Origin of the sequence: Paenibacillus massiliensis subsp. panacisoli DSM 21345, from assembly GCF_000426545.1 — a bacterium.
Taxonomy (GTDB): domain Bacteria; phylum Bacillota; class Bacilli; order Paenibacillales; family Paenibacillaceae; genus Paenibacillus; species Paenibacillus panacisoli.
Window position 1 is genome coordinate 124,497 of sequence record NZ_AUFO01000010.1, and the last position, 25,465, is coordinate 149,961.

The window sequence follows — 25,465 nt, forward strand, 5'->3', positions numbered from 1 at the left end:
GGTCTTATTCATGAATAGGAAAAAAGTTTTAAGAAATTTTATTAGCGGGACGTAAAAGTGTTAACATCCGACCATAATATTACGATATATATTAAGAGTAGCTTTTTACATAATGCCCCAAAACTATGTTTGAATGCATGTTGCAGCTGGCAATTGACTATGGTCAAGCCTCTCAAGCAAGACCTTTGTGCATAATCCGGCATGTGTTTATTTAGCGTGCGGCCAAAATAGGAAGGGGGACGTGTATTATTCAGGCAAGCTGTGAAAGAGGAAAATGTTGTAAGGAGAGAAATATAACACATTCGGCAGGTGAGAGAAATGGGTTTTAAACGTCAGAACAAGCAGGGCAACAAAAACCAAAAGTTTCAAGACACCAATGCACCACAGAACATCCAAAAAGCAGTAGAGGGCTCATCTAAGCCATGGGAATCTACGAAAGCAAAGCTTGGACAAGCTGCAGGCAAGCTGTCTCCTCTATTCAAGAAACAGTTGGCCAAGCTACCGAGCAAGAAAGGTAACAGTCAGGGCACGCAAGGGAGTGCGAACGGTGGGGGCAATGGCCGTCAACCGCGCGGGATGAAAACGTTTACTGTCAAAGGTATGGGAGCAATGATACGCAAGGCAAATCCAGTCAAGTCGGTCGGGATGAAGCTGTTTGCTATCTTTTTCGTTGCTATTATGTTCTTCGTAATCTGTCTGGGCGTAATGTCGTATATGACAGCTCGCGGTGTCATTGAGAAAAATGCAGCGGATGCATATCAACAAACGATCTCGCAGACAGCAGACAAGCTGGATATTATTCTTGAGCGACTGCTGGATACCTCGACACAGGTATTTTTCGACTCGGAGATGTCTGATTTGCTCAAGAAAATATCGGACCCGAACCAAACTTCATTTGATGTCTTCGTAAATACAGACACGATCAACAAGAAACTCGCTAATATCGCTTTTACGAACAAAGCGATTGAGAGCCTATATCTGTACCCTGAGGACAAGAGTAAGAATCCGATGGGAACCGGAAATCGAGTTGAGGTTCGTGAAGAAGCGTGGTTCGATGAGGTGCTGCAAAACAAGGGAGCACGCTGGATTCCTACGGATAGTGAGGGCAAAACCTTCAGACTGGTTAGAACTATGAATGACGTAAGTGGTGTTGGTGGTACTTACGTACTCGTCATGGACTTGAAGACAAGTATTCTGGAGGAGCAATTGAGTGGTCTCTCCTTGGGTGCAGGAGGCCGAGTCGATCTCGTAGCTTCAGACGGGGCAGTCGTAGCGTCTACGTTGGACAATATGGCTGGGGGAGAAGTGAAGCTCGACTACGTAAAGGATTATACAGAGCCGCAAGGAACAAAGAATCTCAATCTGAATATCGGCGATCAGCAAGTAAACACACTGACGGTCTATACGACTTTAGGGAGCTCACAGTGGATACTGAATGGACAAGTACCTGTGAAGGAACTGGTAGTTGACGCCAGAAGTATTCTGATTACGACCTGGATATTTGCTATTGTCGCTGCTGCGCTAGCTGTAGTGATCGGTCTCGTCATGATTCGGATGATCGCTCGTCCATTGTCCAATCTGACTGAGCTGATGCTTCAGGGAGCGAAGGGTGACTTGCGTGTACGCACGAAGCATCATTCACAGGATGAGATCGGTCAGCTGTCAGCCAGCTTCAACGAAATGATGGAGCAAATAACGCTCCTGGCGCAGCTTACCAACAATTCTGCACAGGATGTTCTAGGAACAGCCTCTGAGCTTAGTGATGCATCCAGAAAGACCGCTGTCTCGGCCCGTGAGATCGCTGTAGCGACAGAAGAGATTGCGAATGGGGCTACCAGCCTGGCAACTGAAGCGGAGAAAGGAAATGCGTTAACGGAGAATATTTCCCGTCAGATGGAGCTCGTCATCGACTCAAACAAAGAGATGGGAGATGCTGCCCGTCACGTAGAGCGTTCAAGCGAAGAGGGTACCAAGCAGCTAGAGCAGCTGATGAGCAAGACACGTGTGACCGAGGAAACAACCAAGGCATTGGTAGCGAAGGTAGATCGTCTGAAGGAGACGACAGCTTCGGTATTCAAGGTATTTGATGTGCTACAGAATATTACGAAGCAGACGAATATTCTGTCCTTGAATGCTACGATTGAAGCAGCGCGTGCCGGGGTAGCCGGAAGAGGCTTTATGGTCGTAGCAGACGAGATTCGGCAATTGGCTGACCAATCTCGCCAGTCCATTATTATGGCAGGGGACATTGTCGATAACATTGTGTCTGAAATGAACGAGACGGTAGCTGCATTGTCTGAAGTCTATCCATTGTTCCGGGAACAAATGGGCGCCGTTAAGGAGACAACAGAAATTTTCAATTCTGTACAGCAGCAAATGGGTGATTTCGTCGAACGCCTTAATTCTGTAACGGGCTCGATTCAGGAGTTGAATCAGTCACAGAGTGTATTGTCTGATGCCATGAGCAATGTAAGTGCTGTTGCCGAGCAATCCTCTGCAACCTCAGAGGAAGTAGCTTCGCTGAGCAGTGAGCAGGAGAACGTGGGCAATCAGCTCGTAACCTTGTCTGGTAAGCTGGAGAATGTATCCAACAACCTCAAGGAGACGCTTTCGAAGTTCATCGTTTAGCCTGAGCAAGCACAGATTAGTGTATATATTTTACAGCGATGCCCCCTTGTCGATCTGGCAAGGGGGCATTTTTGTGTTCAGAAGATCGGATGCTTACCGGGGGCCTTCTTCAGAGCTTTAACGTTCAATCTACGGTGTATCCTCGTGCGAAAGAGCATTAAACTGAACATGGTCACTAGGGAGCCTCATAGCAGCTGTTTTATACTTACATTTGATTGGGAAAGGTGATATTTGGCAAGCGGTCTTAGCTCTACAGGAATAAGCTGGATGGTGTCTGCTTTCCAAGGGCATACTATATTCCACATCCAGGGATCGTTCGGCAAGGAGGACCTACCATGGCAGGCCAGAGAGCACCGGCGCAGCGGGAAAATAGAGCTTGCAGCATCCAAGGAACACCGGATTCACATTGTACACAGCATCCACAGCATACAAAGCACAAACTAAGCAAACAGTATCTACAAAATGCACAGCGTAGACATCGAATCCGAGCGCTCATGATCTTCTTTGGCAGCCTGCTCATTCTGATCATAGCCAGATTGGGCTGGCTGCAGGCGGGCTTTTACGTCGGACAGAATGTTCTGTCTTCTAGGACTATAGGCGAGCAGTCAGTATTACAACGTCAGGAAGGGGTTGTGGTGGATGATGGCCGAGGGCATATAGAGGATCGCAATGGTCATCCCTTGACGGGAGAACGCATCTGGGTGCCGGTGTTATTTCCGAGAGGCTATGAGCGGCTGAGCGAAGGAGAACTAGAGACACTCGCTTCGATATTGAAGATCAGGGTCACTAAGCTGCGACAGCAATGGGAGGCGCTGGGGTCCCCGTTTATCTGGAAAGATGCAGTGAACCAACCGTTAGCTCTGCAATCTGCGCAGCTCCATAAGCTTCGTGGAATTCACAGTGATGCCGTAGAGGTGCTTCCGTATGTGAGAAGATATACCAACTCAGCTACAGGACGCCAGTGGCTGGGATACGTCTACGATCCTGGCAAGAAGACATCCCTTGCAATAGGGGCATCGGGTCTGGAGAAAGCATTCGAGTCGTTGCTCAAGAGCCGTGGGAAGACGGTCATGCTGCACTTGGTTGATCCAGTGCGTGCAACACTTCCAGGCTCCGCGCTTCGTATGATTAAGCCAGATAATCCCTATTATCCTTTGCGGCTACAGACCACCATTGATCTGCCCATACAGGAGAAGATTGAGGGGCTACTGGAGCAGTCGAGGATGGGGGAAGGAGCGGTAGTCGTTCTGGACGTAGAGAATGCGGATATTGTAGCTATGGTATCCAGCCCCTTTTATAATCCAAATGATATCCACCCGAAGCAGGGACAGTGGGTTAATCATGCGACACAAGCAACAGCTCCGGGCTCAGTATTCAAGATTGTGACGGCTGCTGCTGCCCTGGAGGCGAATCAGACTTCTGAGGATGAAGTCTTCGAGTGTAAGGGGGACTTTGGTAAATATGGACTTTCCTGTCCTGTCCCCGGAGGTCACGGAAGACTGAGCCTGCGCGAGGGCTTCGCCCGTTCCTGCAATACAGTGTTTGCTCACCTCGCTGAGCGGGTAAGTTCAGAAGATATCCTAATTATGGCCAGACATCTAGGACTTGGTCAAGCGGTCGGATGGCGGGAAAACAGAATACCTGGGATATCGACCGTGCAGCCACTGGCGCATGAGCATGGGGGACGCATTTATGCTTCTGGCGCAGACCTGCAGGATGAAGGGATACGGGTCCAGACAGCCATTGGCCAAAGGGACGTCATGATTACCCCGTTACAGGCGGCGAATGTGGTAGTAACCTTGCTGCATGAAGGCCAGGTCCTCTCCCCGCGTCTGGTCAGTCGCGTGAAGTACCGTGACGGAAGTGTGCTCAAGGAGCTTGGGCCACATGCGATGCCAGCTACGCCGGGCAGGTTGCGACCAGAGACAGCTCGCCAGCTGTTGGCGTGGATGCGGGATACCGTGAATGAAGGGACAGGCCGCTCTCTACGATCAGCTAGTTGGCATCTGGCAGGTAAGTCGGGCACTGCGCAGACAGGACAAGGCCGCAACCATCAATGGTTTGTTGGTTACGGCCCAGTAGAGCACCCTAAGTATGCAGTTGCAGTCTTAGTGAAGAATAGACCGGAGAATATCGGCAATCAGGCAACACGACTGTTCGGTCAGGTGATGGATTTGCTGGCCCGATCTTCATCAGCTGCTAGTCGGACCTCCTGAATGCGGGCCAGGAAATGGAGATTCCTCGAATTCATCCTTAGGTAGATGAATCCAGCGTTGAAGGTAGCCCTGCTGCATGAGCTCCTTGATCAGGATTAACAGAATTGGTGACATGATCAGTCCTGAGACACCGAAGATCGACAAGGAAATAATCATGAATGACAGCATGAGATAGGCAGATGTCACACCGATGGAGTTGCCCGCAATTTTAGGCTCGGCCAGTTGACGTACCAGCATTGTAATAACCAGCAGTACGATCAATCCAATACCGAGTCCAGTCTGCCCTACAATCAGCAGGTAGATAGCCCAAGGCAACAGAATTACAGGTACACCAAGCAGTGGCAAAAGATCAAATAGAGCACATAAAATAGCTATATAGAAGGCATTTCCTGTCCCCAGAATAAGCAATCCGGTAAAAATGAGCGCAAATGTAATGGAGACAAGTAGAAATTGGGCACGCAGATACGAGAAAATGGCCTTGATGACGTGATTTTTGAAGAAATCAAAGGCTGTTTTCAAGGTTTGCGGTGTCTTTTTCCGGGCAATAACCTTCCATAAATCAATCTCGACACTTAAAAAGAATGCTAAAATAACAGCAACGGCAAAATTGGCTATAAAAGTAGAGGATGAGCCTACAAACCCAATCAGCCAGCGAAGAAGGCTCGCCCCCCATGTGCCAAGCATGCTGGTGATCGTCTCGAAGTATTCATTCAGACGTTCTGTCAGGCTTGGAGGCAATGACGTGATCTGACTCTGTACAAATACGCTGGATTGCCGGAATGCATCCTGAATCAGCATTGTATAGCGTGGAATGTCATCAGCCAGCTTCATGGATTGCACCGCCAGAATGACACCTAAGCCGAGAAAGACCCCGATGAGCACAGCAGCGAACAGCAGCACGGAAATTGCTGAAGCGAAAGCTTTGCGCATTCCCCGGCGATGCAGAAATTGAGCCAGCGGTTCAATACAAGCGAAGACGATGAAGGATAGAAATACGGGAGCAGCCAAATGGTATAACTTACTGAACAGTAACATGATAAGATAGACTGTGAAGACAATTAATGCGATGTCAAATATGGTGCGCCAGTATTTTTTGTATAATGGTAGCATGATTCCGTCTCCTTTTCTCAATCAATTGATGAGCCTATAGTAGCACCCTGCTCATAGTTAATCATGTGTGCATTTGTATCATACATCTAAATCATTTTTCAAAATACACTATATGGGGCAACATAAATCCTCTATAGGTTATCATGATTCTTCTAAACTATGTAGTATATCTAGTGATTTATCCAGTACCACGGGGCATCTGAAAGGGTTCAATATACTGAACTGTGTACATATACGATGATATTTGGAGAATGGTTCCCAAATTTGAGCATGACCAGCATCACCGACCTGTGTTATGTATGTTCATGTTCATATGCTTAGAGAATACCAAGACAAAACGGAAAAGTGGGGGATATTCATGCTGCAGAACTTACTGTTGTTGATATTGTACATTTCTTCTTTGTATGCATTTATTCCACTGGTCATTAGCCGATTGTTCGGGTTCAGGGTACTACGTAGAGGGAAAATACAGGATTCGTTCGCATTAACCTTCGATGATGGGCCGCATCCAGTCTACACCCCACAGCTATTGGACCTGCTTCGACGCTATAAGGTGAAGGCGACCTTCTTTGTTGTCGGTATGCATGCCAAGGAGCATCCGGAGATATTGCGAAGAATGCACCGGGAAGGGCATTTGATTGGTATTCATAATTATGAGCACAAGGCGAATTGGTTAATGCGGCCCAAGACGGTGCGTAGACAGATTGAGTGGACCGAGCAGATTATTAATCAGGTTACTGGACAGCCAGTCATGTATTATAGACCTCCGTGGGGAGTGGTTAACCTGTTTGATTTCTCCCCTTCAGCTGGAAAAAGAATCGTGCTCTGGTCCTCAATGTTCTATGATTGGAGATTCCGACTCGGTGCTGATCGGCTTGCCGAACGTATGCTGAGGAAGCTGCGAGGAGGAGAGATTATGCTGCTGCATGATCGGGGGACCACCTTTGGAGCTGACCCGCAGGCACCAGAGAATATGCTGCTAGCTGTCGAGAAGCTGCTGGAGGAAGCCGCGCACCGGGGGATGAAGGGAATTAGAATTGATGAGATGGAGGAGGCTGAAGCAGTCATGGGTAAGGAGATGGAGCGACAGAGCGATGCAGGTTGGCTGAAAAGAGGCATACTGCGCTTATGGTTCCAATACGAGAAGCTGTTCCAAAGTCTCTTCCATCTCCAGCCAGCTTCGAAGGACGCTCCATTGCTGCATTACAGACAGCGCTCCTATCAGGGAGAAGAGCTCAAGCTAGGCGATGGTTCTATGCTAAGCAAGGGGGACAGTGTACTGGAGCTGCATTTTGACAATCGTAGATTGTATGAGATCGGCGCTAGCGCAAAATCCACGCTCCACATTGCTATTCAGATGATTCGCGGTGTAGAGCAGCAGCTTCCCGCTCTGGCAACCCGGATTGCCGAGGAGCCGGGTCTTACAAATGTAAAGGCACTGTATGGTGTAAGCATGATTAATAGGGGAGCCGAGAAGCTGGGCTTCATCGTAGAAGAATTACCACGAGGGCTATTTGCTACAGCTTCGCGCTGGTACCTGGCTTTGCTGCTATTGGTTATTCACCCTGCTGGACAGAGACGCTTCAGGAAGGGAGAGCTTCGAGCAGAGCAACAGAGATCCGGCCGTGAAACTGCGGTAAGAGCGACCCTGATCCCCAAGCGAATCGTAATGCCTGTCAGCATCCTGAAGAGTCGATATGGTGGCACAAGCAACCGCCTATCCAAGTCAGCAGAAGCGGGAGCGGACTATGACAATGAGATCGTGGACATGGAATCGGCAACTGCTGCCCAAGTGAACAGCACAGGCACCACGGCCTAACAGCGACTTCATGGGCTAATTAGCAGAATACAAGTAACCCGTAAGACAAAAAAGCTGTTTCGAGGCTAGATAAGCCCGAGACAGCTTTTGTTGTATGCTACAGTGCTTCTTGTTCATGCTAGGTGCTATGATTAGATTTTCATGATTCCGCCATTGCTCGCATTTGTAACAAGCTTGGAGTAGCGGGCGAGATACCCCGTCTTCACCTTTGGCTCGAAGCCTTTCCAGTTGGCACGACGACGATCGAATTCCTCGTCACTGATCTCCAGCTGGATGGTGCGGTTGTTCAGATCCAGCTCAATGAAATCTCCGTCCTCGACGAAGGCAATCGGTCCACCCTCAGCGGCCTCTGGTGAGATATGACCGATCGAGATACCGCGGGATGCCCCTGAGAAGCGGCCATCCGTAATCAGTCCTACCTTGGCCCCCAGACCCATACCTACGATTTGGGAGGTTGGTGCCAGCATTTCCGGCATACCTGGTCCACCCTTAGGTCCTTCATAACGGATAACCACGACGTGGCCTTCCTTCACATGACCGTTAGCGATTCCGTACAGCGCATCGTCTTGGGAATCGAAGCAGATCGCAGGTCCACGGTGATAGCCGCCAACGGATGGATCAACTGCTCCCACCTTGATAATGGAGCCCTGTGGGGCCAGATTGCCGAAGAGCACAGCCAGTCCACCACGCTCAGAATGAGGGTTGTCCAGCCTATGAATAACGTTCGTATCCAGAATCTCTTGGCCTTCCACATTCTCACGTAACGTCTTGCCTGTCACGGTAATACAGTCCGCGTGCAGCGCTCCTGGCTTCTTGAGTAGTTCGTTCAGAACCGCGCTTACGCCGCCTGCATTGTGTACATCCTCGATGTGATAGTCAGAGGCAGGAGCCAGCTTGGACAGATGTGGTACTCGGTTAGCGACTTCGTTGATGCGCTCAATTGGATAATCTACTTCAGCTTCATGTGCCAAAGCCAGTGTATGCAGTACAGTGTTCGTGGAACCGCCCATCGCCATATCCAATGCGAAGGCATTGTCAATCGCTTCCTTCGTTACGATGTCACGCGGCTTGAGATCAATCTTGATCAGCTCCATCAGTTGCTTCGCAGACTGACGAACGAACTCTTTACGTTCCTCAGCGACTGCCAGGATGGTACCGTTGCCCGGCAGAGCCAGTCCCAGTGCTTCAGCAAGACAGTTCATGGAATTCGCTGTGAACATCCCTGAACAGGAACCGCAGGTAGGACAGCCAAATTGCTCAAGCTCCAGCAAGCTTTGATCATCAATCTTACCTGCCTGATAAGCACCTACACCCTCGAATACGGAGGTCAGGGAGATCGAGCGACCGTTCTTGTCCTTACCGGCCTTCATTGGTCCACCGCTGACGAATACCGTCGGAATGTTGACGCGAAGCGCACCCATCATCATGCCTGGCGTGATCTTGTCACAGTTAGGGATACATACCATTCCGTCGAACCAGTGAGCCGAGACGACAGTCTCCAGGGAATCGGCAATAATCTCACGGCTTGGGAGAGAGTAACGCATGCCGATATGGCCCATAGCAATTCCGTCATCAACACCGATGGTATTGAACTCGAACGGGACTCCGCCTGCTTCGCGAATCGCTTCTTTAACGATCTTACCGAATTCCTGAAGGTGTACGTGTCCAGGAACGATATCGATATAGGAGTTGCACACGGCAATAAATGGTTTGCCAAAATCCTCTTCCTTAACTCCTGCTGCGCGCAGCAAGCTCCGGTGTGGTGCACGATCAAAGCCTTTTTTGATCATGTCAGAGCGCATTTTTTTGTTTGCTGTCATGCTGACTTATCCTCCCAATCGGTGTATATTTTAGCGCTGTTGAGCGCTAATGAACGTTTATGTTTTCTAAAGAGTCTATCACATCTAGTCAGCTTTTGCTATATGGGCCTTGCTGGAGGATACACAAAAAAACCGGCTCACACAGAAGCCGGCTACTGCCAGAAATAATGGGGACTTCAACGGACATGTCAACTGGATATGCCCCAGTGACGTGCATAAATGGAGATGAGGATTACTTTTTGCCGCCCTTGCGACCGATTTCCTGATAAAATTCCCGATCCCGGGACTCAGCAGTGGCTTCTCCACCCTTGCGGCCAATCTCTTGATAGAACTCCGTGGTATGAGTCTCTGCTGTCGTCACACCGCCTTTACGGCCGATTCCCTGATAGAAAGCCCGACTGTGCTTCTTGGAGGTGGCTTGCCCGCCAAGCCTTCCGGCTTCGGCCCGTGTCATCTTGCCTTTGTCTGAGGGGGGTGCCATAACCAATCACTCCTTGGGACAAGTTTGTTGTGTGCACCCTGTACTTACCACTTCCCCTGCGACATGAAACAAGGATAAAAGATGCCTGGAACAAGTCACGATAGTTCCCAGATGATATGTGAGATATGAATATTCAGGCTTGTTCATTCTTTATCGAATTCGTATTCACGCCTTTCTTGGCTGGCGCAGGCTTGGCTTCATGTAGCGCAATAACCAATCTGTCCGAGGCTCTACAATGGCGTGCGATAGTGTTCTCACCGTCGGAAGCGTCAGCAGGGCAGTCGCCCCGCAAGCCGTAACGATGAGCAGTAATGCCTCATAGGGAAGTGTAATGTAGCTATAGATCCCTGAGATCACAGCCGCCCGGATCACAAAGCCATGCAGCAGGAAGACATAGAGAGTCCGTCTGCCCATATCCGTCCAGAAACCGGCAGCTAGTGGAACGAATCCGAGGAACACGACAGAGGCAGCGATCTGTAGCAGGTAGATACCGATACGGAACAGACCAGCATACCAGTCGGTGTGACCCAGCTGTGGGTAGGTCATGCTTCCGTATAACCAGCCCGCTGGGAGTACTTGAGCGATCAAGCCTGATACCGACAGTAGCATGCAGGATAGTATAATAGCCGTCACTCTTGCCTTGCGAGTCCACCATGTGGCCAGCTTCTCATATGAGAAGTGGTAGCCAATGACGAAGAATGGCATGAATACGAAAGTCCGGCTCAGGCTCAGCCAAATTCCGTCCACTGGAAGGTATCCGATCATAATGCCAAGTCCGAAGGCAACAGCGAGCTGTGAAGTCACAGACAGCCGAATAAGGAGCATCATCAGTAGCCGCCAACAAATATGACTAGCCAGGAACCACAGCAGCAAGTATGGTGCAAAGAATGAATGGTGAATGCCAGGTACATGGAAGAACAGGGCGTCAAGAGAGGAATAGAGCGTCTGAAATATCAAATACTGAAGTCCAATCTGTAATAGTACCTTGCGACTACCCGAACCGAGCAGATTAAATTTGGAAAAATATCCTGTGACAAATACAAACAGTGGAATGTGGAACATAAATATCCACGTGTACACCTCTTGGGCTATTGGCATGTCAGCAAGCAGCGGCTCAAGAGCATTTCCAATAAATACACAAAAAATCAGCAGCAACCGCAGGTTGATCAGCACGGTGTCACCGCGCGAGGTGTCATGTACAGTCATTCGGTATTCCCCCATCAATACATAATGAAAAGTAATAATGAAATCATCTTTTTATACTTTCAAAATACGCTAGCTAAAGACATTGAATAGTGATTTTTTTCACAACGGAAAACGTTCTCAGCTCCCATATTTGTGTCGAAACGTTGACACGTTCGATGGCTCCAAATTTGACCTGCCCCTATACCAATGGTACCCTAACGAAAGCTGGGCATCTTCCCTTGGGAGTATGAAATACCTTTGCAATGAAGGCTTTGCGGCAAGTTAGCGTTCCTGATCCAAGCTGTCCTCCTATATAATTGAACCCAAGAGTCTAACCTAGCGTGAATAGGATCAGCTGTGTAGGCTGTGGGATGTCCTGAATACAATCAAACAAGTGCTAAGGAGAATAAGTAATGAAAAAAATTCAACTTGTGCAAAAAATAGTCGACTGCGGTGTAGTTGCTGTGCTGCGGGGGGATTCCAGCGATCAGGTCGTGCAAATGGCTGAGCAGGCTATCGCGGGTGGGATCAAGGCGATTGAAATTACATTGACAGTTCCGGGAGCTTTGCGTGCCATCGAATCCCTCAGCAGAATCTATAGCTGGAATGCAGAGCATGAGGATCGGTTCGCTATCATTGGCGCGGGTACGGTACTGGAGCCACACTCTGCTAGAGCTGCCATTATGGCAGGTGCTGAATTCGTGGTGTCTCCATCGCTGAATTCGGAGACGATCCGATTGTGCAATCTCTATCGTGTGCCTATCTTGCCAGGGGTTATGACCTTGGCAGAGGTTCAGCAAGCGCTGGAGTGGGGCGTGGATATTGTAAAGCTCTTCCCAGGCAGTGTGTACGAACCATCCATTATCAAGACAATGAAGGGACCCATGCCACAGGCGAATTTCATGCCAACGGGTGGTGTCTCCGTCGCTAATCTTGGGGAGTGGATTCGAGGTGGAGCTGTGGCTGTAGGTATCGGTTCAGATCTGACGGCTGAGGCTACCCAATCTGGAGATATGAAGCGGGTACGTTCCAAGGCAGAGCAGTACATGAAGGCTTACCGGGAGGCTAAGGATAGACGGTAGAAAAATGGGCTGGACTGTGAGCATGAGGTGGTCCAGCCTTGCAAGACGACATCAGACTCCGAAGCTGCGATTATGGTGGCGTTGGAGTTTTGTACTTTTGTACTTCACTAGACAATTCGAAAAGGTGGTTCGCATGAGAAGACGAAGTAAAGGTATGAGTGTATACAGTGCGAGGCAGCCTCGCCGAATGGTATGGAAGGTGCTTCTGGTAGTGCTGCTTCTGTTGGTAGCTATTGTCGGCTGGGGTGCTTGGAAAGTGTTGACACCCTACAAGGCAGACGAGGTGGCTCTGACAGCTATCAGCAGCGCAGCAGAGGCTCAAGTGAAGGTGACCGAGACGGAGCAGTGGATTGATTTCATGCCAGAAGAGGGAGCGGGCAAGGGTACAGGGGTTATTTTCTACCCAGGCGGACTGGTAGACCCGAAGAGCTATGCACCGTTAGCGAAGTCTCTCGCGGAGCAAGGGCATCATACGGTCATTGTGAAAATGCAGTTCAACCTTGCTTTTACGGAGCCTGACGCGGCGAATGCTGTTCTGGCTGCCTATCCTGACGAGTCCTTCGTGATCGGGGGCCACTCATTAGGCGGAGCCATGGCGGCGCGGTATGCAGCGACTCATTCAGGTCAGATTCAAGGGTTGTTCCTTCTGGCGTCTTATGCGGACAGCAAGGCAGATCTGCATAAGACGTCCCTTCCAGTGCTATCCATTCTGGGTACACAGGATCAGGTGATCAATAGGGAGAAATATCAGAGTGGACGAGCTAATCTGCCTGATAGTACGTTGTACTACACCGTAGAAGGTGGAAATCATGCTCAATATGGAAGCTATGGCCCGCAAAAGGGGGATGGAGTGGCTACAATTACCGCAGAAGAGCAGGAAAGCCGCACAGCACAGGTTATGCTGGACTGGTTAACTGCGACTGTCGATGTTGATGCATCCTCCCAATAAGACTTGTCTAATACCTATGTCCCCTCTAAGGAGAAGATTGGAATGGCTGAGTTGCTTGTAAAAGGAAGACGACATCCCTGCAGAGCCGTCCTGTTCGATAAGGATGGCACGCTGCTGGACTTCTGGCAAATGTGGGGACCTTGGACTCGTACGCTGCTGGAGATGCTTGAGCAAGAGCTTCAAGGGCTGAAGGGCAGCTTTACAGGCTCGAAGCACCGGGTACTTGGTACAACTCATAATGCGGATGGTGAGCCGATGGGCTATGACCGCAGTGGTCCATTGGCCATGGGATCGATTGAGGAGACAACCGCTGTTCTGGCTTGGCAGCTGTATGCCGCTGGTAAGCCTTGGAATGAGGCGGTGCTGCGTGTACGTGAGTTGGCCTTAGTGGCGACGCAGGAAATCCGGCAACAGAGGCCGGCAAATCTGCCGGCAGGCTTGTTGAGTTTGCTGCAACAGTGTCACCAAGCCGGGATTGTCATGGGAGTGGTTACGGCGGATGGAACGAAGGAAGCGGAGGAGCATCTCCATTGGCTGGGAATCCATTCTTATTTTGCGACAGTGGTAGGCTATGACCAGGTCGTACATAGTAAGCCTGATCCTGCCATGATGCTCCATGCCTGCGCCCAGCTCCGGGTCAGTCCGTCTGAGACCGTACTGATCGGGGATACGAATGGAGACATGCAGATGGGCAGACTCGCTGGAGCGGCATTGAAGATTGGCTATGCTGCAGAGTCGGAGTCAGCAACATATCTGCTGGATGCAGATGATATCATTCACAGCTATGATGAGATTATAGTACGACAGAGTTTTGTGTAATGAATTATAGGGTTGCATGTTATTCTATGGAGACAATTAATGAGGTGATGCTGGTATGGACAAAAAACAGACACTAGCTTCATGGATTACAGACAGCAGCAAAATCGTATTTTTTGGTGGGGCAGGAACGTCCACGGAGAGTGGAATTCCGGATTTTCGGTCAGCCGCAGGACTGTATCGAAATGAAGAAAAGCTGCCTTACCCACCGGAGGTTATGCTGAGCAAGACCTTTTTCCTGGAACACCCGAACGTCTTCTTTGACTTTTATCGTCGCAAGATGCTGCATCCGAATGCTAAGCCTAATGGTTGTCATGAATTGCTGGCCAGGCTAGAAGCTGAAGGCAGGCTGTCCGCGGTTATCACGCAGAATATTGATGGTCTGCATCAAAAGGCTGGCAGCCAGCGTGTGCTGGAGCTTCATGGGTCTGTGCATCGCAATTACTGTATGAACTGCTTACGCTTTTATTCCCTTGCAGAGATTATGGACAATGAGAGCACCGTGCCTGTCTGTCCGCATGACGGAGCCATGATCAAGCCTGATGTGGTGTTATATGAAGAGGAATTGAACCACAAGACTTTATCAGATGCAGTGGAGGCTATAGCAGAGGCTGATTTACTGTTAATTGGCGGCACGTCATTGACCGTTCATCCGGCTGCTTCCTTAATTACTTATTTTCAAGGAGAACGCACGGTATTGTTGAATGCGGACCCGACTCCGTATGACCATCGGGCGGACCTGTTGTTAACCGAACCGATCGGACAGATTATGCATGAGGTAGGAAGGTTGGTAGTGTAATCGTTTTCTTGTAAAAAGGTTGTCAAGGGCGTATGATGTTCCGTAGGAAAGAAAACACAATCATGAGTGGAGAGGGGCGGGTAAAGCAATGGTTTATTTAGCTGGTGAAGATCGTTATGAGCATATGAAATATAATCGTACAGGCAAATCTGGCCTGAAGCTCCCGGCTATTTCTCTGGGACTGTGGCATAACTTTGGTGGCACCAACAACGCCGAGAATGGTCGGAATATGTTGACAAGAGCGTTTGATCTGGGGATTACCCATTTTGATTTGGCAAATAATTATGGTCCTCCAGCAGGATCTGCTGAGCAATTGTTCGGGCAGGTTCTGGCAAGTGACCTTAAGGCATATCGCGATGAGATGGTCATCTCTACCAAAGCAGGTTACTATATGTGGCCTGGACCATACGGTGAATGGGGTTCTCGTAAATATCTGGTCTCAAGTCTGGATCAGAGTCTGAAGCGCATGGGGCTTGATTATGTGGATATTTTCTACTCCCATCGCTTTGATCCGGATACTCCGCTTGAGGAGACAATGATGGCACTGGATCACATTGTCCGTTCCGGGAAGGCCCTTTACGTAGGGATATCCAGCTATAGTGCCGAGCAGACTGCTGAAGCGGCTCGAATCTTGAAAGAGCTCGGGACACCACTTCTCATCCATCAGCCCATGTATTCCTTGCTGAACCGCTGGATTGAAGAGGGTTTGCAGGACGTGCTTGATGAGAACGGAGTGGGCAGTATCGCATTTTGCCCGTTGGCGCAAGGACTGCTTACCAATAAATATCTGAATGGTATCCCGGATGATTCTCGCGCTGCAGGCGCTTCACAGTTCCTGAACTCCAATAATATAACACCAGAGATGCTGCGCAAGGTGAGAGCCTTGAACCAGATGGCGGGTGCAAGAGGTCAGAGTCTGGCTCAATTCGCTCTTGCCTGGGTGCTTCGTGAGGGACGTGTAACCTCTGCGCTCATAGGTGCAAGTCGTCCAGAACAGATTGAAGAGAACGTGGCAGCACTCTCTAATCTGGACTTCTCGACAGAAGAGCTGGAACGGATTGATTCCATTCTGCACTCCTCCGGCCAAGAGGGCTCCAAGTCTTAATTAGAAGTGGTATGCTTTAAGCGTATCTGCTACAAGGTAGTCACGAGTTCGTGATCTTCACTAATATCGTTATCATCACTAGAGTTTGTGTTACTCTAGACGTAATCACGTAATCACTTTCATTAGAGTCACTATAGATGAACAGCTCAATCAGCCCGCTTGGATGTCCAAGCGGGCCAGCTTTATGTATTCGTAGCAGGGCCCTAGCTCAGCTCGCACACTCAGGAGGAGCCTGCAAGAATCGAGCGCCGATATTCGCTTGGCGATTGCCCATACAGTCTGCTGAATTGTCTGGAGAAATATAGGGCATCCTGCATTCCAACGGAGGCCGCTACTTGTTCGATGGAGAGTCCGGGCCGTTCCCGGAGCAGCTGCCGTGATTTGTCTATACGAAGCTTCAGCAGATAAGTCACTGGCGATACGCCCGTTTCCTGCTTGAATATGCGGGATAGATAAGCACGGTTGTATCCCAGACCTGTAGCCATATCCTCAATCGACACGGGATGGGCATATTGGGTACCCATGTATTGAATCATCTGCCGGACTGTTGAGCGAAGGTGTGATTCAGGTCCTGCTAACGGCAGTTCCTCGGCCAAGTGGTCCATGGCTTCCGCCATGATCAAATGAAGATACCCGATCGCTGCGGGATGCGAGCTGCTCTTGCGCGTGTTGAAGCCCTGCTGCATGCTCTTAATCCATTCAGGAATACAGCTATGCTCGGCAGCCCGGAATACAGTCGCTCCAGTGGTAAAGCCTGCTTGACGAACCAAGGCGTGAGAGGCGCTGCCCGTGAAGGCTGCCCATCTGTATTTCCAAGGCTCCTCCTGATTGGAAGCGTAGCTGACGAGCTGCTCAGGATGGATCAGGAAGCAGTCGTGAGTCTGCAGGGAATAGCTTTGCTGCTCTGTGCGAAATACCCCTTGACCGGATTCAACGAAATGAAGCAGATAATAATCGTAGAGCTTGGGACCGAGCGAGTGCCCAGGATGGGTCTGGCTCTCCCCGGCAAATAGCACATGGAGTCTGCTCTGATCATAATAGACCGGGTTAGAGGCTATAGCGTACGAGTAATCGGCGGACATGGGCGGGTATCACTCCTTGCTTTTACATGTTCGTAAAAAAGAGTAGAAGCTGTGGTTCGTTATTCTCTTGAATTGTGTGTGTACGCTTCATGTTGTAGTATAAACTGTGAAGTCACATTTATCCATATGGATAACACATCAATACATTACATATCGGCTGTGTGTTCTATATACTGATCAGTGTAAGGGGCATGCCCGAAGTAACATTCTGAATGATAGCCGAGGCTTGGATTCATCAATGAAATGATCTTTTTAGCATGGCATTCATCACATGTCATGTATGGTACACTGGAGCGCAAGTGCTCATCTTTTGTTGCGGTTGTTGTTTTGAAACAAACTCTTATACATGTGATATTCATGCAGTAACTAATAGAAAGGGGATTTGGAAAATGGCTATTTTGGTAACTGGTGGAGCAGGTTATATCGGTTCTCATACGGTGGCAGCATTGCTTGAGAAGGGTGAAGAGGTTGTAGTCGTTGATAATCTGCAGACAGGACACAAGGAATCGCTTCTTGGCGGTAAGCTGTATGAAGGCGATCTGCGTGACAAGGAGCTCCTGACGACTGTGTTTGCGGAGAATCAGATTGATGCGGTTATTCACTTTGCAGCAAATTCCCTGGTAGGCGAAAGTATGAAGGACCCAGCTAAATACTATGATAATAACGTATTTGGCACATTGTGCCTGCTGGAAGCAATGAGTGCAGCCAAGGTATCCAGAATTGTCTTCTCCTCTACAGCAGCTACCTATGGTGAGCCGGAAAAGGTACCCATTGAAGAGACTGACCGTACGGAGCCTACCAACGTCTATGGTGAGACCAAACTGATGATGGAGCGCATGATGTCCTGGTTCGACAAGGTGCTGGGCATTAAATATGTATCCCTGCGCTACTTCAATGCGGCAGGCGCTCATGTGAGCGGCAAGATCGGCGAGGATCACCGTCCTGAGAGTCATCTGATTCCATTGGTACTGCAGACAGCCTTGAAGCAGCGTCCGCATATCTCTGTCTTCGGTGATGACTACCCCACACCGGATGGAACATGTATTCGTGACTACATCCACGTGAGTGATCTGGCTGATGCACATCTGCGCGCAGTCGGTTATCTGCGCGAGGGCAACGACAGCAATGTATTTAACCTCGGTAACGGTCAAGGCTTCTCCGTCAAGGAAGTGATTGAGACAGCGAAGCAGGTGACTGGCCTTGATATTCCAGTAGTTATGGAGGCGCGTCGTGCAGGTGATCCTGCGATTCTGGTTGCTTCCTCGAATAAAGCACGGACCGTGCTCGGTTGGAATCCTAGCCGCACCGAGCTTGCTGATATTATCAGCGGAGCCTGGAGCTGGCATCAGTCCCATCCTGACGGCTACGGCGAGTAATATACCTCAAGGATCAAAGGAGGCCCATCATGGCGAAGGGAACACAAGCATCACCAGACACGGAACTTACTGCCGGAGCGCAAAGCGCGCTTCAGGCTATTGATAGACTGACAGGCTTTGCTGCGAAGCAAGGGCTGATTGAAGAGACGGATTACGATTATAGTCGTAATCTGCTGCTGGAGCAATTTGGCTTCTCCGAGCCTTATGCTGGTCATGAGGAACTGGATATCCCGGACAGCCCGCAGTCAATGCTGGATACATTGATTGATTATGGCTACGAGCTGGGCTTAATTCCTGAGAACACAGATACGTATCGTGATCTGCTGGATGCCAAGATTATGGGCCAATTGATGGCTCGTCCATCGGATGTCATTCGTACCTTCAGACAGACACAGACAGAGCAGGGGATTGAGGCGGCAACGAATCAATTTTACAAGCTATCCATTGACTCCAACTATATCCGCATGGACCGGGTCAATAAGAATGTATATTGGAAGCAGCCTACGGATTACGGAGACATGGAGATTACCATCAATCTCTCGAAGCCGGAGAAGAGCCCGAAGGAGATTGCCATGGCGAAGCTGCTTCCGCCTCCTGTCTATCCTAAATGTCAGCTCTGCCGGGAGAATGTGGGCTATGCAGGTCGCGTGAATCACCCTGCCCGTCAGAATCTGCGCGTCATTCCACTTAAGCTGATTGAGGAGCCGTGGTTGTTCCAGTACTCTCCATATGTGTACTACAACGAGCACTGTATCATTTTCCATCATGATCATGTCCCAATGAAGCTTACAAAGGATACGCTGCGCCGTTTGCTGGCGTTCACAACGGACTTCCCGCATTACTTTATCGGCTCGAATGCAGACCTGCCAATCGTAGGTGGCTCGATCTTGACACATGACCATTTCCAGGGGGGCAAGCATACCTTCCCGATTCAGCTGGCTCAGCGTGAAGCCGTATATCGCAGTGAAGCATTCCCTGAGGTGCAGGTCGCAACGGTTAAATGGCCAATGTCGGTCGTTCGTCTAAGCTCTAACAATCCTGAGCAGCTGTTAGAGGCCGGCAACGCGCTCTATGAAGCGTGGAAGCAATACAGCGATGCAGAAGTAGATATTCTGTCCTTCTCTGATGAGAATGGTGAGCAAGTGCCGCACAATACGGTTACACCAATTGTACGCCGTGGTAAGAATGGTGAGTATGAAATGGATCTGGTGCTGCGTAACAACCGTACCAATGAGCAGTATCCGGAAGGGATCTTCCACCCTCATCGTGAGATGCACCATCTGAAGAAAGAAAACATTGGACTGATTGAGGTCATGGGTCTCGCGATCCTGCCGGGCCGCCTGAAGGAAGAGCTGGATGGCATTGCAGACTTGCTGAGCAGCAGTGCTCCGCTGGAGCCGGCAATTCAGAAGGATGAGACACATCCGCTCAACAAGCATGCCGAGTGGATCGGGTCACTGATTGAACGTCATGGTAGCAGCCTTGATAAGGATCAGGCTGTTGAGATCATCCAGAATGAGGTTGGGCTGAAGTTCAGCGAGATTCTGGAGCATGCGGGCGTATTCAAACGGGATGCTCAGGGTCAGAAGGCCTTTGCAGCCTTCCTGAATAGCCTTGGATACCGTGAGTAAGTGTGATTGTCTCAAATGTGATTATCTAATGTGATAATTGATTGATAATCCAAATATCAAACTATACACGAAGGGCAAGCTCTGCTGCAGAAGCAGGACTTGCTCTTTGTGTTGTTCATCTATGCAGTGCAATCTGTTGTTTATTTATACAGAGCAATCTATTGAATATTCCTGATTGCTGTACTTCTAAAAAAGCATACCAATACTTCGTCATTAAATCGTGCGCAATATACTGAGATTTGTTATTTTGTGTCTAAAGGCGTTATAATGTAGGAGTGCGTGACATGAACGCTGGTTAAGAACAAACCAAGAAGTACAACGAAGAAGTAGAAGCAAGAAGTGAAATTAAGAAATGAATCGGAGGCGAACATCCACGATGAGAGCATTTGAATTCCATAATCCTACTCGTCTTATTTTTGGTCAGGGCAAGCTTGAAGTGCTGACTCGGGAAATTCCCAAGTACGGTAAGCGCGTACTGCTGGTCTACGGCGGTGGTAGCATCAAGCGAAGCGGTCTCTATGAAGAAGTCATCGGCTTCCTCAAGCAAGCTGAGGTAGAGATTACAGAGCTCGCTGGTGTCGAGCCCAATCCGCGTCTTGCGACAGTACATAAGGGCGTCGAGCTGTGCAAGCAGCATGACATTGACTTCATCCTTGCTGTAGGTGGAGGCAGTGTGCTGGATTGTACGAAGGCGATCGCGGTTGGTGCGAAGTATGATGGCGATATGTGGGATTTCGTTGAGCGTAAGGCTGTACCGACGGCAGCACTTCCATACGGAACTGTGCTGACGATGGCTGCAACGGGCTCCGAGATGAACTCAGGCTCAGTGATCACCAATGAAGCTACTCAGGAGAAGCTAGGTTGGGGTAGCCCACTGGTATACCCTGCGTTCTCCATCTTGGACCCGACTTACACCTTCTCTTTGCCTAGAGATCAGACAGTATACGGTATGGTGGACATGATGTCTCACGTCCTTGAGCACTACTTCCACTTGGATACGAACACTCCGGTACAATTGGGTTGGTGTGAGACTATTCTGCGTGCTGTCATCGAGGCAGCGCCGAAGCTGGTGGATGATCTCGACAATTACGAGCTGCGCGAGACGGTTATGTTCTGTGGTACTATGGCACTGAACGGATTCCTGAATATGGGGCTGGCTGGTGACTGGGCAACGCACAATATTGAGCATGCTGTATCTGCTGTGTACGACATTCCGCATGGTGGTGGTCTGGCCATTCTGTTCCCGAACTGGATGAAGCACAATATCGACGTGAAGCCTGAGCGTTTCGCACGTATGGCTGTTCAAGTGTTCAATGTGAATGCTGAGGGCAAATCTGAGCGTCAGGTAGCTGAAGAAGGCATTGAAGCGCTGCGCAGCTTCTGGAGCTCGATTGGTGCGCCAAGTCGTCTGGCAGACTACGATATTACGGATAAGGACATCGAACTGATGGCAGACAAAGCGATGCGCTTTGGACCATTCGGTAACTTCAAGAAACTGCAGCGTGAGGATGTAGTCAGCATCTATCAAGCTTCGTTGTAGTATATTTACACTTCATAATTACATGCGTACTGTGTTCTACTACTCGGCCAATGGCAGCTGATCGAGTAGCAGCTTAACAAAGTAGCCTTGCAGAAACCGGCGGTCTTGGATCAGACTGCCGGTTTCTTGTCGTTCATCGAGAAGTAGAGTGGATGTGAGTCGCAAAGTCATAGACGTAATATTACATTTTAGGTAAGATATATAGATGATGAAGCGACACAATGAGTACTTCATATTCAGGGATTCAGAGGATTAGCTGGGTAATAATTCGAACTTTAGGAAAATATCTGAAACTTAGCATTGGCAACATACGTATGTATTGATATAAGATCAGCGACGGACAAAGGAGGTCTGGTTATGCTGGAAACGGTCTTCTGGGGATTCTTGATCGGCGGAGCACTCTTTACAATTGTAAGTGTATTGATTGGCGATGTGCTAGGTAGCTGGCTTGATGGCGTATTCGATCTGGCTGGTATTGATTGGCTCAATCCTGTAGTACTGGCAGGAGCGGCTACGACATTTGGCGGAGCCGGTATTTTACTAAGCAAATACACGAACCTAGGGAGTACCACCGTCTTGATTGCAGCCCTGTTGATCGCTTTCCTGGTTGCTGTGGTGGTGTTCCTTGCATTTGTGAAGCCCATGATGAACAGTGAAGTATCTACTGGCTTTTCCATGAAGGAGCTGGGCGGGAAGATTGGAGAGATTACGATTCCTGTGCCCGCCAAGGGCTTCGGAGAGGTCATGGTGAAGCTGGGGGCGGCAAATACGATCCATACAGCATCAAGCTTCGAGCATAAGCCGCTTGCTGCAGGTACCCGCGTAGTGGTCATAGAAGTCACTGATGGTGTGTTGGTAGTCTCTGATCTTAATGTGTAAGACGAATACATAGGGGAGAGGATGAAGAACATGCAGGATTTGATTAACATGGATGTAATACTTATTCCCGGTATTGTAGTAGCTGTGATTGTGGTTATGGGTATTGCGTTCTGGGCCCGTTATAAGACGGTTGGCCCGGATGAGGCGATGATCGTAACGGGGTCCTTTCTGGGAAACAAGAACATCTCTGAGGACGATTCGGGTCGAAAAATCAAGATTGTGCGTGGTGGCGGTGCGTTCATTTGGCCAATCTTTCAGCAATCCGAATTCATTTCCTTGCTGTCACACAAGCTCGATGTGACGACTCCTGAAGTATATACGGAGCAAGGGGTTCCTGTTATTGCAGACGGAGTTGCTATTATCAAGGTGGGCAGTTCCATAGAGGATGTGGCTACTGCTGCTGAACAGTTCATCGGCAAGCCGCTTGAGGCGCTGAGAAGCGAAGCTCAGGAAGTCCTTGAAGGTCATCTGCGTGCGATATTGGGGACGATGACTGTAGAAGAGGTATATCGTAATCGTGATCGGTTTGCCCAAGAGGTACAGGGCGTCGCTGCACGTGATTTGAAGAAAATGGGACTGCAAATTGTCTCGTTCACAATCAAGGATGTACGTGATAAGCATGGCTACCTGGATGCGCTCGGTAAACCGCGGATTGCAGCAGTCAAACGTGATGCAGAGATTGCAGAAGCTGAGGCTGTTCGGGATGCGCGGATTCAGAAGGCGCGGGCTGAGCAAGAGGGTCAAAAGGCTGAGCTGTTGCGGGATACCAACATTGCTGAGGCTGAGAAGGATAAGGAACTGAAGGTCGCTGCGTTTAAGAAGGATCAGGATACGGCGAAGGCCGAAGCGGATCAGGCCTATCATATTCAAGAGGCGCGTGCCAAGCAGACCGTGGTCGAGGAGCAAATGAAGGTCGAGCTCGTGCGCAAGGAGCGGGAGATCGACATTCAGGGCAAGGAAATTCAAGTGCGCGAGAAGCAGTATGATGCTGAGGTGAAGAAGAAGGCTGAAGCAGACCGTTACGCGGTCGAGCAAGCTGCCGAAGCGGATAAGGCGCGTAAAATGCGGGAAGCTGATGCGGTACAGTACTCCATTGAGACACAAGCCAAGGCTACAGCCGAGCAAAAACGGCTCGAAGGTCAGGCGGTCGCGGATGCTGAGCTTGCCAAAGGTACTGCTGATGCGGAAGTTATCCGACTGCGTGGTCTGGCTGAAGCCGAAGCGAAGGAAAAGCTTGCCGAGGCCTTCCAGAAGTTCGGAGAGGCTGCTGTGCTCGATATCATTGTCAAAATGCTGCCTGAACTGGCTGGCAAGATTGCAGAGCCAATCGCTTCTATTGAGAAGCTGACTGTCGTTGATACAGGCAAGGGAGACGGCGCTGGAGCTGCAAGAGTGAGCAATTATGTTACAGAACTGATGTCCACGGCCCCAGAGATGCTGAAGAGCGTATCCGGAATTGACGTGGAGAGTCTGATCCATGGACTTACCAAAGGTAAAACGGGTACACCTGCATTCACGGTGCCGACTGATGGAGCAGCATCGACGGTAACAGCAGTGCCTGCTACCGAGCAAGCTCCGTCAGAGTCAGGGAAACGTCGAATTGAAGAGTAGCCTTAGTCGGTCTAAGGATTAATTCATAATTTGATATGAATTTGGCGACAGCCCCCTGCAAAGGACTCTATTCCTTCTGCTAGGCGGGCTGTCCGTTGTTCCTGACGTAATCAGTTGCCTGCAGGATGTACCTCTATTGACCTCTACTGAAAATTTTGTTACCTTAAGCGAGACACCCTGTAAGTGCGAGAGTTGGAGCAAAAGAGGTGCGGATGGTGAGCAGCCTACAAGTGGTCAAGGTATTAAACAACAATGTTATTATTGGCGTGCGTCCCGATGATCAGGAGGTCGTCGTTATTGGGAAGGGAATTGGCTTCAATCGAAAGTCCAATGACCATATATCGCTGGAATCGGTGGAGAAGATGTTCATTCTGACCAATCAGGAGGAGCAGGAGCAGTACAAGCAGCTTATTCCTCAGGTCGACGAGCGACTGATTGAGATCATTGGTGAGGTTATTCACCATATCGAAGGTCAGGTTCGCGTGCCTTTGAATGAACATATTCATATTGCCATTACGGATCATATTGCATTCGCCTTGAAGCGCAAGGAGCAGGGGATTGTGATTCATAATCCCTTTCTATACGAGACCAGAGAGATCTACCCCGAAGAATATCGAATGGCGGAATATGCAATACATTTGATACGCGATCGCTTGGGGATTGATTTGGGACAGGATGAGATTGGCTTTGTAGCCTTGCACATATACAGTGCCATGACGAATCAGCACATTTCTCAGGTGCGTGAGCATTCAGCGCTGATTACGGATCTAGTGACGATTGTAGAGGATGCATTGGAATATAATATTCCTGTTGATTCTTTGGATTACTCACGCCTGTTAACCCATCTGCGCTTCGTGATCGAGCGTGTCCGGCGTGGGGAAGCGGTGGAGCAAATGCACAAGCTGGATAAGCTGATGAGCTCGGAGTATCCTGAAATGTACACGCTTGCCTGGAAGCTGACGAAGATTATGGAGAAGCGGCTGGGATTGCCTGTATATGCTGCAGAAGTGAGCTATTTAACAATGCATTTACAGCGTTTACAACAGCGCAAGGAGCAAGAGTACTCTGGTTAGAGATATCACCAAGCACATGAGAAACATCAGGTTGCAAACTCTGAAGTTTTCGTGCTATAATTAGCCTTGTTCTTAGATTTATTGAATGTGCATGAATAATTGCATAACGATACGTGTTACTGATTCGATCAGGCATGAGTTGATTAAAGTATGATTGGATATAGCTATTATGGGAAAGATACATTCCAAAGGCTATAACTGTCACTTTGTTAACTGATGCCTTTTTTGCGCAGTTGTGCAACTGTTCTCTGCAACACGACTAG

The 25,465-nt window shown here is 49.3% G+C and carries 19 protein-coding genes; 14 read left to right on the forward strand and 5 right to left on the reverse strand.

Annotation, left to right across the window (positions count from 1 at the left end; translation table 11 throughout):
- Positions 1–318: 318 nt before the first annotated feature.
- On the forward strand, positions 319–2,628 hold the full coding sequence (locus K331_RS0108815; RefSeq protein ID WP_028590006.1) for a methyl-accepting chemotaxis protein: 2,310 nt from the start codon (positions 319–321) through the stop codon (positions 2,626–2,628).
- 335 nt (positions 2,629–2,963) lie between these two features.
- Positions 2,964–4,844: a peptidoglycan D,D-transpeptidase FtsI family protein gene (locus K331_RS29145; RefSeq protein ID WP_051289729.1), complete on the forward strand. Its 1,881-nt coding sequence runs from the start codon at positions 2,964–2,966 to the stop codon at positions 4,842–4,844.
- Here the strand turns inward: K331_RS29145 and K331_RS29150 are convergent.
- Positions 4,821–5,954, reverse strand: coding sequence for an AI-2E family transporter (locus tag K331_RS29150; protein WP_156897630.1), 1,134 nt, complete (start codon positions 5,952–5,954; stop codon positions 4,821–4,823). The genes K331_RS29145 and K331_RS29150 overlap by 24 nt on opposite strands.
- A gap of 358 nt (positions 5,955–6,312) precedes the next feature.
- Here K331_RS29150 and K331_RS0108830 point away from each other — a divergent pair, with 358 nt between their 5' ends.
- Positions 6,313–7,773 (forward strand): polysaccharide deacetylase family protein, encoded by a 1,461-nt coding sequence (locus K331_RS0108830; protein ID WP_028590007.1) that lies wholly within the window; start codon positions 6,313–6,315, stop codon positions 7,771–7,773.
- Positions 7,774–7,904: 131 nt separating this feature from the next.
- Here the strand turns inward: K331_RS0108830 and ilvD are convergent, their stop codons facing one another.
- The 3 genes from ilvD to K331_RS0108845 all read right to left on the reverse strand — a co-directional run bounded on the left by ilvD (position 7,905) and on the right by K331_RS0108845 (position 11,280).
- Positions 7,905–9,593, reverse strand: coding sequence for a dihydroxy-acid dehydratase (gene ilvD / locus K331_RS0108835; RefSeq protein ID WP_018884718.1), 1,689 nt, complete (start codon positions 9,591–9,593; stop codon positions 7,905–7,907).
- A gap of 232 nt (positions 9,594–9,825) precedes the next feature.
- On the reverse strand, positions 9,826–10,074 hold the full coding sequence (locus K331_RS0108840; protein WP_028590008.1) for a KGG domain-containing protein: 249 nt from the start codon (positions 10,072–10,074) through the stop codon (positions 9,826–9,828).
- Positions 10,075–10,239: 165 nt separating this feature from the next.
- Positions 10,240–11,280, reverse strand: coding sequence for an acyltransferase family protein (locus K331_RS0108845; protein ID WP_028590009.1), 1,041 nt, complete (start codon positions 11,278–11,280; stop codon positions 10,240–10,242).
- 392 nt (positions 11,281–11,672) lie between these two features.
- On the opposite strand from K331_RS0108845, the gene K331_RS0108850 reads away from it, so the two are divergent.
- The 5 genes from K331_RS0108850 (at position 11,673) to mgrA (ending at position 16,010) form a co-directional block, all read left to right on the forward strand.
- Positions 11,673–12,341, forward strand: coding sequence for a bifunctional 2-keto-4-hydroxyglutarate aldolase/2-keto-3-deoxy-6-phosphogluconate aldolase (locus K331_RS0108850; protein WP_028590010.1), 669 nt, complete (start codon positions 11,673–11,675; stop codon positions 12,339–12,341).
- A gap of 133 nt (positions 12,342–12,474) precedes the next feature.
- A complete protein-coding gene (locus K331_RS0108855; RefSeq protein WP_028590011.1) occupies positions 12,475–13,290 on the forward strand; it encodes an alpha/beta fold hydrolase in 816 nt (271 codons plus the stop codon).
- Between the two features lie 42 nt (positions 13,291–13,332).
- Entirely contained in the window at positions 13,333–14,109 is a 777-nt protein-coding gene (locus K331_RS0108860; protein ID WP_028590012.1) for an HAD family hydrolase, read from the forward strand.
- 55 nt (positions 14,110–14,164) lie between these two features.
- Complete coding sequence (locus tag K331_RS0108865) at positions 14,165–14,905, forward strand: NAD-dependent protein deacylase (RefSeq protein ID WP_028590013.1); 741 nt, start codon at positions 14,165–14,167, stop codon at positions 14,903–14,905.
- Between the two features lie 88 nt (positions 14,906–14,993).
- Positions 14,994–16,010, forward strand: coding sequence for an L-glyceraldehyde 3-phosphate reductase (gene mgrA / locus K331_RS0108870; protein ID WP_028590014.1), 1,017 nt, complete (start codon positions 14,994–14,996; stop codon positions 16,008–16,010).
- Between the two features lie 221 nt (positions 16,011–16,231).
- Here the strand turns inward: mgrA and K331_RS0108875 are convergent, their stop codons facing one another.
- The gene (locus tag K331_RS0108875) at positions 16,232–17,092 is read right to left on the reverse strand and encodes an AraC family transcriptional regulator (RefSeq protein ID WP_028590015.1); all 861 of its coding nucleotides are present in this window, start codon (positions 17,090–17,092) and stop codon (positions 16,232–16,234) included.
- Between the two features lie 389 nt (positions 17,093–17,481).
- On the opposite strand from K331_RS0108875, the gene galE reads away from it, so the two are divergent.
- From galE to glcT, 6 genes are all read left to right on the forward strand, one after another.
- Positions 17,482–18,468, forward strand: a complete 987-nt coding sequence (gene galE, locus K331_RS0108880) for a UDP-glucose 4-epimerase GalE (RefSeq protein WP_028590016.1) — start codon at positions 17,482–17,484, stop codon at positions 18,466–18,468.
- Positions 18,469–18,497: 29 nt separating this feature from the next.
- The gene (locus K331_RS0108885) at positions 18,498–20,099 is read left to right on the forward strand and encodes a UDP-glucose--hexose-1-phosphate uridylyltransferase (protein ID WP_028590017.1); all 1,602 of its coding nucleotides are present in this window, start codon (positions 18,498–18,500) and stop codon (positions 20,097–20,099) included.
- Positions 20,100–20,475: 376 nt separating this feature from the next.
- A complete protein-coding gene (locus K331_RS0108890) occupies positions 20,476–21,639 on the forward strand; it encodes an iron-containing alcohol dehydrogenase (protein ID WP_028590018.1) in 1,164 nt (387 codons plus the stop codon).
- A 360-nt stretch (positions 21,640–21,999) separates the two neighbouring features.
- Complete coding sequence (locus K331_RS0108895; protein ID WP_028590019.1) at positions 22,000–22,518, forward strand: membrane protease regulatory membrane protein; 519 nt, start codon at positions 22,000–22,002, stop codon at positions 22,516–22,518.
- Between the two features lie 30 nt (positions 22,519–22,548).
- A complete protein-coding gene (locus K331_RS0108900; protein WP_018884705.1) occupies positions 22,549–24,129 on the forward strand; it encodes a flotillin family protein in 1,581 nt (526 codons plus the stop codon).
- Between the two features lie 215 nt (positions 24,130–24,344).
- Positions 24,345–25,202 carry a glucose PTS transporter transcription antiterminator GlcT gene (glcT, locus tag K331_RS0108905; RefSeq protein ID WP_028590020.1) on the forward strand — a complete coding sequence of 286 codons (858 nt, stop codon included), beginning with the start codon at positions 24,345–24,347 and terminating at the stop codon, positions 25,200–25,202.
- Positions 25,203–25,465 lie beyond the last annotated feature (263 nt).